Source organism: Microbacterium sp. GXF0217 (assembly GCF_054798195.1).
The window spans coordinates 452,994-464,225 of sequence record NZ_JBSJZG010000001.1 but is presented as its reverse complement, the minus strand read 5'-3'; the positions used below and the strand labels follow the sequence as shown (position 1 = coordinate 464,225).

The 11,232-nt window shown below is 68.6% G+C and carries 8 protein-coding genes and 1 pseudogene; 7 read left to right on the top strand and 2 right to left on the bottom strand.

Annotated elements, in window-relative coordinates; all coding sequences use genetic code 11:
* The first annotated feature begins 7 nt into the window (after window positions 1-7).
* From ACWAT3_RS02340 to ACWAT3_RS02315, 6 genes and pseudogenes are all read left to right on the top strand, one after another.
* Window positions 8-952, top strand: coding sequence for a proteasome assembly chaperone family protein (locus ACWAT3_RS02340; RefSeq protein WP_460795561.1), 945 nt, complete (start codon window positions 8-10; stop codon window positions 950-952).
* Between the two features lie 141 nt (window positions 953-1,093).
* Window positions 1,094-2,368: pseudogene (locus ACWAT3_RS02335) on the top strand (RNA polymerase sigma factor); the annotation flags it as partial.
* Complete coding sequence (locus ACWAT3_RS02330; RefSeq protein WP_460795559.1) at window positions 2,368-3,681, top strand: MurT ligase domain-containing protein; 1,314 nt, start codon at window positions 2,368-2,370, stop codon at window positions 3,679-3,681. The pseudogene ACWAT3_RS02335 and the gene ACWAT3_RS02330, both read left to right, overlap by 1 nt.
* Window positions 3,678-4,433, top strand: coding sequence for a type 1 glutamine amidotransferase (locus ACWAT3_RS02325; RefSeq protein WP_460795557.1), 756 nt, complete (start codon window positions 3,678-3,680; stop codon window positions 4,431-4,433). Before ACWAT3_RS02330 ends, ACWAT3_RS02325 begins: the two co-directional genes overlap by 4 nt.
* Window positions 4,434-4,446: 13 nt before the next feature.
* Complete coding sequence (locus ACWAT3_RS02320; protein ID WP_460795556.1) at window positions 4,447-5,151, top strand: alanine racemase; 705 nt, start codon at window positions 4,447-4,449, stop codon at window positions 5,149-5,151.
* Window positions 5,151-6,185, top strand: coding sequence for an alanine racemase (locus tag ACWAT3_RS02315; RefSeq protein WP_460795554.1), 1,035 nt, complete (start codon window positions 5,151-5,153; stop codon window positions 6,183-6,185). The genes ACWAT3_RS02320 and ACWAT3_RS02315 overlap by 1 nt, the downstream gene beginning before the upstream one ends.
* 22 nt (window positions 6,186-6,207) lie before the next feature.
* Here ACWAT3_RS02315 and ACWAT3_RS02310 read toward each other — a convergent pair whose 3' ends face one another.
* Window positions 6,208-6,423 (bottom strand): DUF7455 domain-containing protein, encoded by a 216-nt coding sequence (locus ACWAT3_RS02310; RefSeq protein WP_264157765.1) that lies wholly within the window; start codon window positions 6,421-6,423, stop codon window positions 6,208-6,210.
* A 181-nt stretch (window positions 6,424-6,604) separates the two neighbouring features.
* On the opposite strand from ACWAT3_RS02310, the gene ACWAT3_RS02305 reads away from it, so the two are divergent.
* On the top strand, window positions 6,605-8,692 hold the full coding sequence (locus ACWAT3_RS02305) for a DNA gyrase/topoisomerase IV subunit B (RefSeq protein ID WP_460795552.1): 2,088 nt from the start codon (window positions 6,605-6,607) through the stop codon (window positions 8,690-8,692).
* Between the two features lie 57 nt (window positions 8,693-8,749).
* Here ACWAT3_RS02305 and ACWAT3_RS02300 read toward each other — a convergent pair whose 3' ends face one another.
* Window positions 8,750-11,194 carry a DNA gyrase/topoisomerase IV subunit A gene (locus ACWAT3_RS02300; protein WP_460795550.1) on the bottom strand — a complete coding sequence of 815 codons (2,445 nt, stop codon included), beginning with the start codon at window positions 11,192-11,194 and terminating at the stop codon, window positions 8,750-8,752.
* Window positions 11,195-11,232 lie beyond the last annotated feature (38 nt).

The following is an 11,232-nucleotide window of genomic DNA, read 5'->3' as shown; positions in this document are numbered from 1 at the left end:
TTGACCTATGCCCCTTTCCGGTGACCTCTTCGAACGCGTGGCCAACGCGCCGGCTGTTCCGACCGGTCTGCCCCTCGTCATGCTCCTGACCGGCTTCACGGATGCCGGCAGCGCCGTGTCCGGACTCATCGACCACCTGCGCGAGACGGCTGACCCGCAGCCCCTCGTGGCGTTCGACAACGATGTGCTGCTCGACTACCGTGCCCGTCGGCCGATCATCGTCTTCGAGCAGGACCACCTCACCCAGTTCCGTCCGTCGCGCCTCGAGCTCTCGCTCGCGCACGACGCGCTGGGCCAGCCGTTCCTGCTCCTCTCGGGCTACGAGCCGGACTTCGCCTGGAACGCGTTCACCGCCGCGGTGCTCGAGCTCGCCACCGAGTTCGAGGTCGCCAGCGTCAGCTGGGTGCACGCGATCGCGATGCCGGTGCCGCACACCCGCCCGATCGGGACGACCGTCAGCGGCAACCGTGCCGAGCTGATCGCCGCGCAGTCGATCTGGCGCCCCCGCACCCAGGTGCCCGCGACCGCCGGCCATCTGCTGGAGTTCCGCTTCGTGGAGAGCGGATATCGGGTGGCCGGGTTCGTGCTGCTCGTTCCGCACTATCTGGCCGAGACGGAGAACCCGGATGCCGTGATCGCGGCTGCGGATCGGCTCATGAGTGCGACAGGGCTCGTCCTGTCGATGGATGCCGTCCAGGCCGACCGCGAGGCATTCCTCACGAAGGTCGACGACCAGGTCGTCGCGAGCGACGAACTCCGCCAGATGCTCACCACCCTGGAGCACCGGTACGACGCCTACATGGCCGGTTACGACCCGACCGATACGGATCGGACGGACGCCGGCGGGTTCAGCGAACGCGATCTTCCCAGTGCCGACGAGCTCGCCGCGGAGCTCGAGCGATACCTCGCTTCGCGCCCGCCGGGGGAAGACGATCGACACGGTCTGGGCTGACGGCGCGCCGCACCATCGCACATGTGCGATACTGGTAGTCCGACCCGTTGTCAAGACACCGCCTGAGTGCTGTGGACTTGACAAGGGTCTTACTAGTGTCCGAAAAGTTCCGAGCGGGTCGCGCCCGCTCGTGAGAGGCGAAACGTGACTGCTGCCACGACCAAGACATCCCGGACGAAGAAGGCCGCTTCCGACGCTGAGGCGGTCGAGCCCGACGAGACGGCGGCCGCTGCCAAGGCGACCGCTGCCAAGGCTCCTGCCAAGAAGGCGCCCGCGAAGAAGGCGGAGGCGAAGGCCCCCGTCAAGCGACGCAAGAAGGCCGATGAGGATGTCGTCGAGGATGACGACTCCGAGGTCGATGAGTCCGCTGCGGCATCCGACTCCGACGAGGAGGAGGACGGCAAGAAGCCGGCCTTCACCGAGCCGCTGCCGACGGGCGCGATCGTCATCTCGTCGAACGACGACGAGGACGTCCCCGTCTACTCCACCCAGATCACGGGTGCGACGGCCGACCCGGTCAAGGACTACTTGAAGCAGATCGGAAAGGTCGCGCTGCTGAACGCGGCCGAGGAGGTCGAGCTCGCGATGCGGATCGAAGCCGGTCTGTTCGCCGAGGAGAAGCTGTCGGCCATGTCGCCGGCCGAGAAGACCAGCCAGCTCGGGCTCGACCTGCAGTGGGTCGCCCGTGACGGCCAGCGTGCGAAGAGCCACCTGCTGGGCGCCAACCTGCGACTCGTGGTCTCGCTCGCCAAGCGCTACACCGGTCGCGGCATGCAGTTCCTCGACCTCATCCAGGAGGGCAACCTCGGTCTCATCCGTGCGGTCGAGAAGTTCGACTACACCAAGGGCTTCAAGTTCTCGACGTACGCGACCTGGTGGATTCGCCAGGCGATCACGCGTGCGATGGCCGATCAGGCTCGCACCATCCGCATCCCTGTGCACATGGTCGAGGTCATCAACAAGCTCGCCCGCGTGCAGCGCCAGATGCTGCAGGACCTCGGTCGCGAGCCCACCCCCGAGGAGCTCTCCAAGGAGCTCGACATGACCCCTGAGAAGGTCATCGAGGTGCAGAAGTACGGCCGCGAGCCGATCTCGCTGCACACTCCGCTCGGCGAGGACGGCGACAGCGAGTTCGGCGACCTGATCGAGGACACCGAGGCGGTCGTTCCGGCCGACGCGGTGGGCTTCACGATGCTGCAGCGCCAGCTCGAGCAGCTGCTCGATTCGCTGTCGGAGCGTGAGGCCGGCGTGATCCGGATGCGTTTCGGGCTCGGCGACGGTCAGCCGAAGACCCTCGATCAGATCGGCGACACCTTCGGTGTCACGCGCGAGCGCATCCGTCAGATCGAGTCCAAGACGATGGCGAAACTGCGGCACCCCAGCCGCTCGCAGTCGTTGCGGGACTACCTCGAATGATGGGGGCCGCACCTCAGGCGCGCTCCGCAGGCATCCGGTACGTCTTTCCCGTACTGGCGGGAAAGCTCGCCCGCTTCGCCACGCGTCTGCGCGGCGGAGGGTCGGCGTTTCCGGGGTACCTGACCAACAGGCTCGCACCCACGCTGCTGCCGACGCTCGCCGGTCAGTTCCCGTACGGTGTGATCTTCGTCCTCGGCTCCAACGGCAAGACGACGACCACGCACATGGTCAGCGAGGTGCTGCGCGCCCACGGCCTGACGGTGTTCACCAACCCGACCGGCGCGAACCTGCCGCAGGGCGTGACGAGCGCGCTTCTCGCCGACGCCTCGCTCACCGGCAGGATCACAGCGGATGTCGCGGTCCTCGAGATCGATGAGGGCTACGCCGCCGACCTCGCCGATCGGCTCTCGCCGTCGGTCATCCTGTCGTTGAACGTGCAGGTCGATCAGCTGTTCCGGTTCTTCGAGACCGAGCGCGTCGCCGACATGATGCTGGATGCCTCGACGCGGGCGTCCGGTCATGTCGTCGTCAACCGCGACGACCCGTACCTGTCGAAGATCGATGCATCGGCCATGAAGGCTCCGGTGTCGTTCTTCGGCATCGCCGACGACATCGTCGCAGCATCCGCCCACGGCCTGGCCAACGCCGCTGACACGCGCAGCGGCACCGCCGGTACGGCCCCGCAGGACGCCTTCGCCGAGGTGCGTGAGGTGTCGGGGCGCGAGATCGTCGTGAACGTCGGAGGTGCGGATGCCCGCATCACACTGCCCGCTCGAGGGCTGCACTACGCGGCTGACGCCGCTGCGGCGCTGGCCGTCGCCGCGCGAGTGCTGGGAGACGAGTTCGACTCCGGTCGCGCGGCAGCCGGCTTCGCCACCATGGCGCCCGCATACGGTCGAGGCGAGGTCATCCCCCTGCGGGGCGACGCCGCAGGCGAGCAGGTCGAGTTCGTGATGTTCAAGAACGCGCCGAGTCTGCAGATGAACCTGGATGCCCTGGACGGCACCCCGGAGCGTGCGCTCATCGCGATCGACGACGGCACCCCAGACGTCTCCTGGCTGTACGACGTCGATTTCGCCCCGCTGCCCCGGGCCGATGTCGTCACCGGCGAGAAAGCGCATCAGCTCGCCCTCGCCCTCGCCTACGCAGGCGTCGAGATCGGCACCGTCGAACCCGACATGGAGAAGGCCGTGGAGCTCATGCGGTCCTTCCCCGACACGTCGGCCGCCCGCCAGATCTGGTTCGTGAACTACGAGCTCATGATGACCGGCCGCCGCATCCTCGGTCGTGACGAGCAGGAGACGCGCCGATGACTCAGGTCACCATCGCCCAGCTGTACCCGGCCGAACTCGGCGTCACCGGCGACCGCGGCAACGTCCGCGCGATCGAGCGGCGCCTCGGCGCCAGGGGCGTGGAGACGGCGACGGCTCTGGTCGCGCCCGGCGAGGAGCTTCCCGCCGATCTCGATGTCCTGGTGATCGGCAACGGCCCGCTCTCCGCGCTGCGCGGCGTGCACGCGGATCTGACGGCGCGCACGGACCAGCTCGCGGCGTTCGTGTCGGATGGCGGCGTGCTCTTCTCCGTCGGCGGTTCGGCCGAGCTGCTCGGAGAGCGCCTGGACGCACAGGACGGCGAGAAGCTGGACGGGATCGGCGTGCTGCCGTACCGCGTCGCGCGTGTGAGCGACCGCCGCGTCGGCTACATCATCGTCGACACTTCGGACGGGCCGGTGGTCGGCTTCGAGGACCACGCCTCGGAGTGGACGCTGACCGATGCCGCAACCGCGTACGGCACTGTGCGCGACGGTCACGGCAGCTTCGCGCGGGGCGAAGGGCGCGGCGAGTTCGTGCGTGCGGGCAACGCGTTCGCGTGCAACGTCCAGGGTCCCGTCCTGCCGCTGAATCCGGCGCTCACCGATGTGCTGATCGACGCCGTCGCAGAACGCCGCGGATTCACGGCGCCTGCGGCCGAGCGCAGCGAGCTCGACGAGTACGCCGAAGCCGCCCGCACGAAGATCCTGATGCGCCCCACCCGCGACAAGGGCTTCAAGACGATCAAGGTGTGAGGGAGGCGCCCCGGTGACATCCGATGCGAGCAGCGCGCTGCCGCGCGCCGTCCTGTCCCGCGGTGCCCTCGACTCCGCCGTCCGTGCGGCAGTCGATGCCGGCGGGACCGTCGCCGATCTGCGACGGGATGCCTGGGGGCATGGCCTGTCTGAGGTCGCCGAGGCCGCTCGTGAAGCCGGAGTACGACGAGCCATCGTCGATGACGAGGGCGCGGTGCGGATGCTGCGCGGTCTCGACATCGAGGCAGCGACCACCGGCACAGCGGACATCGATCCCTTCCTGCTGTACGGGCTGCCGAATGATGAGGGCATGCTGCGCACCGATCCCGTCCTGCGGCTGACCGGACGGGTGATGTCGACCAAGCCGCTGCGCATCGGCGAAGCGGTGTCCTACGGCTACACGTTCCGCGCGACCGCCGACACGACCGTCGCCCTCGTGACCGGGGGATACGCGCAGGGGATCGTTCGGGCTCTGGGCAACGCATCAGACGTCGAGGTCGCTGGGGTCCGCCGACCGATCGTCGGGCGCGTTGCGATGGACGTCTGCGTCGTCGACCTCGGCGACGTCCGCGTTCCGCCGGGCGCGGAGGTCGTCTTCTTCGGCGGCCGCGGAGCCGTCGCCGGTGAACTCGCCCGCTGGCGGGCAACGACAGGACTCGGCATCCCGGAACTCGTGACAGTCGCGGGTCTGCATGCCGCGCGCGTATGGGAGGCCTGATGCGACCGGTCCTGGAGATCTCCCGAGGCGCGTTCCTCGCCAATGTCGCCGCCGTGCAGGCGCGCATCGCTCCGTCCGAACTCATGCTGGTCATGAAGGACGACGCCTACGGCCACGGCCTCGGCTGGTCGGCCACGGCCGCCGCGGATGCTGGTGTGCACTGGTTCGGAGCATATGACGTGCCCACAGGGCTGCGACTGCGGAATGCACTGGGGGAGCACGGTCGCATCTTCGCCTGGGCGACGTCCGAGGACGACGAGATCGCGGAGGCACTGGCTGCGGACATCGATCTCGGCGTCGGCACGATCGAGTACCTCGAGCGCATCCGCTCGGTCGCCGGAAGCGCGGCGCGCACGGCACGCGTGCACCTGAAGATCGACACAGGGCTGCATCGCAACGGCGTGCGACCGGAGGGCTGGACGGATGCCGTCGCGAAGGCCCGCGCGGGGGAGGCGGATGGCTCGCTGCAACTGGCCGGCGTCTGGAGCCACATCGCCGAAGCCAGCGATGCCGACGATGATGAGGCGCGCGCTGTGTTCCTCTCCGCCGTCGCCCAGGTCGAAGCGACCGGCGCCGCGCCTGAGGCGCTCCACCTCACGGCGTCGGCGGCCTCCTGGTGGCGGCCGGAGCTGCGCGAGTCGCTGTCGCGCATCGGAGCGTTCTGCTACGGCATCCGGTCGGCGGACGGACCAGCGCTCGACGGCATCCGTCCGATCGCGACCTTGACGGCATCCGTCGTCGAGGTGACTCCCGGCGGCGTGCGGGTCGGGCTCGGCGCGCTCGACGGCTATCCGTCGACGCTCGTCGGAGTACGGATCGGGACGGCGGCAGGGCCGGTGCAGGTGCGGGAGATCGGCCTCGACACGATTCTGGTCGATGGCTGGCCGGGAGCCGTGGTGGGAGAGCGTGTGCGCGTGTTCGGGCCCGGAGATCAGGGGGAGCCGAGCGCGACCGATCTCGCCGAGCACATCGACACGGTAGGAGAGGAGATCCTCACGCGGCTGTCGCCGCTGGTACGCCGCGACGTGGACTGATCCGCTCTCGGCGCCGGGAACCTCAGGCCTCGATGAGGCGAGCGGTCTCGTCGTGCCAGCTGGTCGCGATGCTGCGGAGCTTCTCTTCGTACTTGCGACCGTGGTGGGCGCAGAACAGCAGCTCGGAGCCGTTGACCTCGGCGGCGATGTAGGCCTGCGCGCCGCACGAATCGCAGCGATCCATGGCGGTCAGGCGGTACTCCACCGTGGAGGTCTCACGTTCAGTCGTTGCATTCATCTCGGTGCCTCCTCGGTAGTCGGGTTCGCTGGGGAGCGTGCTCAATACAACCACGCCCCGGCTGTGCGCATGCCCGGATCGCGGCGTGTTTCGCTCAGCGCGTACGCGGAAGGCGTCGACCGGGGATGCATGGGGAGTGTCGTCGGCTCACCGGACGGCACCGCACGTAAACTTGAAGACTGTGACCTCCGAGTATTCCGCCCATCATCTTCAGGTTCTGGAAGGACTCGAAGCGGTCCGCAAGCGCCCGGGCATGTACATCGGGTCGAACGGCTCGCCCGGCCTCATGCACTGCCTGTGGGAGATCATCGACAACTCCGTCGATGAGGCCGTCGGCGGCAACGGCTCCAAGATCGCCGTCGTCCTTCATGACGACGGCAGCGTCGAGGTGCGCGACCGCGGTCGCGGCGTGCCCGTCGATGTGGAGCCGCGGACCGGACTCACCGGCGTCGAGGTGGTCTACACCAAGCTGCATGCCGGTGGGAAGTTCGGCGGAGGGTCGTACGCGGCCTCCGGCGGCCTGCACGGCGTCGGCGCGTCTGTCGTGAACGCGCTCTCGGAGCGGTTGGACGTCGAGGTGGACCGCGGCGGCAAGACCTACGCCATGAGCTTCCACCGCGGAGAGCCGGGCATCTTCAAGGACGACGGCGCTCCGCGTCCGGATGCCGTCTTCACCCCGTTCGAGGAGAAGAGCGAGCTGCGCGTGGTCGGGAAGGTTGCCAAGGGCGTCACCGGCACACGGGTCCGATACTGGGCGGACCGTCAGATCTTCACGAAGGACGCGGCGTTCCAGCTCGCCGAGCTCGAGACCCGCGCCCGTCAGACCGCATTCCTCGTGCCGGGGCTGGAGATCCTCGTCCGCGACCAGCGCGCCGCGACGGACGACGGAGTCAACGAGACCTCCTACCACTACGAGGGCGGCATCTCCGAGTTCGTCGAGTACCTGGCGACGGATGCTCCGGTCACCGACACCTGGCGCATCCAGGGCGACGGCACGTTCACCGAGACGGTTCCGGTCCTGCAGGCGAACGGGACCATGGCGTCCCAGGAGGTCCAGCGCGACTGCCGCGTCGACATCGCGCTGCGCTGGGGGACCGGCTACGAGACGACCACGCGGTCCTTCGTGAACATCATCGCGACGCCCAAGGGCGGAACGCATCAGCAGGGCTTCGAGCAGGAGCTCCTGAAGGTGCTGCGCTCCCAGGTCGAGCAGAACGCGCGGCGGCTCAAGGTCGGCAACGACAAGCTCGAGAAGGACGACGTCCTCGCCGGCCTCACGGCCGTGCTGACGGTCGAGGTCCCCGAGCCGCAGTTCGAGGGCCAGACCAAGGAAGTGCTCGGCACCCCCGCTGTGCGCCAGATCGTCGCACAGGTGGTGCGCCGAGAGCTCGGCGCTCGCTTCTCGTCCACCAAGCGCGACGACAAGAACCAGGCGACGCAGCTGCTCGACAAGATCGTCGCCGAGATGAAGGCGCGCGTCTCCGCCCGCGCGCACAAGGAGACGCAGCGCCGCAAGAGCGCACTGGAGTCCTCCACGCTCCCCGCGAAGCTCGTCGACTGCCGCACCAAGGACGTCGACCGCAGCGAGCTCTTCATCGTCGAGGGCGATTCCGCGCTCGGCACCGCGAAGGACGCCCGCAGCAGTGAGTTCCAGGCGCTGCTGCCGATCCGCGGCAAGATCCTCAACGTGCAGAAGGCATCCATCGGCGACATGCTGTCCAATGCCGAGTGCGCGTCGATCATCCAGGTCATCGGCGCCGGCTCAGGGCGCAGCTTCGACATCGAGGCGGCGCGCTACGGCAAAGTGATCCTCATGAGCGATGCCGACGTCGACGGCGCGCACATCCGCACGCTGCTTCTCACGCTGTTCTTCCGCTACATGCGACCGCTGATCGAGGCGGGGCGCGTGTTCGCGGCCGTACCGCCGCTGCACCGCGTGATCGTGATGAACCCGGGGTCGAAGCCGAACGAGACGATCTACACTTACAGCGAGCAGGAGCTGCACGCCCTCCTCGCGAAGCTGCGCAAGCAGAACAAGCGGTGGCACGAGCCGATTCAGCGCTACAAGGGCCTGGGGGAGATGGATGCGGATCAACTCGCATCCACGACTATGGATCGGTCGGGTCGCCTTCTCCGTCGTGTCCGCATGGAGGATGCCGAGGCCGCCGGACGGGTGTTCGAGCTGCTGATGGGCAACGAGGTCGCCCCGCGTCGCGAGTTCATCATCGAGTCGTCTGACCGGCTGTCGCGCGAGGCGATCGACGCCTGAGCGCGCTCTGACGGAGCACGCCGTGGGACGCTCGCGGCGCAGAGCACCGCGAACGGATCAGACAACCGGGCGGCCGATCGACCCGATGACGCCGTCGATGGGCTGGCCTGAGGCATCGCGCTTGGCGCCGGGCACCGGAAGAGCCCGCACCGCGCCGTCTGTACCCACCGCGTACGCCGGCTCGTCGCCGACCCATGCCACGGTCAGACGGTCCTCGCCCTTCAGGAAGGCGTGCGCGCGCACACCGCCCGTGGCGCGGCCCTTGGCCGGGTACTCGGAGAAGAACGAGACCTTCGCACGACCGGGGTCGGTGCCGGGAATCATCCCCTCGGCGCCGGAGACGGTCGCCACGACGGCCTCTTCGTCCGTCGTGACAACGCCGAAGTGCAGCACGGTCGCACCAGCGCCGAGCTTGATGCCCGCCATGCCACCGGCCGGTGCGCCCTGCGGGCGGACGGAGGCGGCGGCGAAGTGCAGCAGCTGCGCGTCGGTCGTCACGAAGACGAGTTCGGCTTCGTCGGTCGCGGATGCCGCGCCGACGACCGAGTCGCCGGGCTTCAGCCCGATGACCTCGAGCTCAGGACGCACGGGGAGCGTCGACGGCACGATCCGCTTGACGGTGCCCTGGGTGGTGCCGATCGCGAAGGGCGTCTCCGTTCCGAGCGGAACGAGGGCGACCACCCGCTCGGTGCGCGCGGTGATGTTGAGATAGTCGCGCAGCGGCGTCCCCGCACCGAGCTGGACCGAGCTCGCCGGAACCGACGGCAGGTCGACGGGGGAGAAGCGCAGCAGCCGTCCGGTCGAGGTCAGCGCGCCGATCTCCCCGCGCACCGTCCCCTCGACGGTCGATGCGATCGCATCGTGCTTGCTGCGCCGAGGCGGCCTGCTGATCTCCTGCCCGTCGAGGACATCGACGCGCACGGCGCGACCGGTCGTCGACAGCGCCACGAGGGTCGGCGCGTCGGCGATCTGCAGATCGGTCTCTCCGGCCTTCGCCCGGCGCGGAGCCGCCGGCTTGGCGTTCATCAGCAGGGTGCGGCGCGGAGTGCCGTACGCGTCGGCCGCGGCATCCAGTTCCTTCGCGACCTGTGCCCGCAGCAGAGCGTCGCTGCCGAGCAGCTCCTGCAGCGCGGCGATCTCGGCGCGCAGGGCATCCCGCTCGGACTCGAGCTCGATGCGCGAGAACCGGGTGAGACGGCGCAGGCGCAGTTCCAGGATGTACTCGGCCTGTGGCTCGGACAGGTCGAACACGGTGCGCAGCCGCGTGCGGGCCTGCTCGCTGTCGTCCGACGACCGGATGACCTGAATGACCTCGTCGATGTCGAGGATCGCGATGAGCAGGCCCTCCACGAGGTGCAGGCGCTCCTCGCGGCGGGCGAGGCGGTACCGGCTGCGTCGGGTGATGACCTCGATGCGGTGGCCGACGTAGACGCTCAGCAGCTCCTTGAGACCGAGCGTGCGCGGCTGGCCCTGGACGAGCGCGACGTTGTTGATGCTGAAGGAGTCCTCCAGCGGCGTGAGCCGGTAGAGCTGCTCGAGGATCGCGTTCGGGTCGAACCCTGTCTTGACCGTGATCGCGACCCTGAGACCGTGATGGCGGTCGGTGAGGTCGGTGACGTCGCTGATGCCCTGCAGCTTCTTGGACTGCACGGCATCGCGGATCTTCTCGATCAGGCGCTCGGGCCCGACCATGTACGGCAGCTCAGTGACGACGATGCCGGTGCGCCGCGGCCCCAGCGATTCGATCGACACCTTGCCGCGCACCTTCAGCGCGCCACGGCCGTTGGCATAGGCATCCCTGATGCCGTCCAGGCCCATGACGATGCCGCCGGAGGGGAAGTCAGGGCCGGGGACGAACTCCATGAGCTCCTCGGTCGTCGCATCCGGATTCTCGAGCAGGTAGGTGGCGGCGGCCACGACCTCGATGAGGTTGTGCGGTGCCATGTTCGTCGCCATGCCGACGGCGATGCCGCTAGCCCCGTTGACCAGAAGGTTCGGGAATGCTGCGGGCAGGACGGACGGCTGCTGGAACTGGCCGTCGTAGTTCGGGATGAAATCGACGACGTCCTCGTCGAGGTCGTCCGTCAGCGCCAGCGCCGATCCGGCGAGCCGTGCTTCGGTGTATCGAGCGGCAGCGGGGCCGTCGTCCAACGAGCCGAAGTTGCCGTGGCCGTCGACGAGCGGCAGACGGAGCGCCCACTTCTGCGCGAGGCGGACGAGCGCGTCGTAGATCGCGGTGTCTCCGTGCGGGTGGAGCTTTCCCATCACTTCGCCGACCACGCGGGCGCTCTTCACATGTCCGCGGTCGGGGCGCAGCCCCATCTCCGCCATCTGGAACAGGATGCGGCGCTGCACGGGCTTGAGACCGTCGCGCGCATCCGGGAGGGCGCGCGAATAGATCACGGAGTACGCGTACTCCAGGAACGACCCCTGCATCTCGCTTTCGAGGTCGATGTCCTGGATGCGTTCCTCGACGGGTTCAGCGGACGAGGTTTTGGGCATGACGGACCTTCGGGCGTTGCACGGGGCTGTGAAAGACT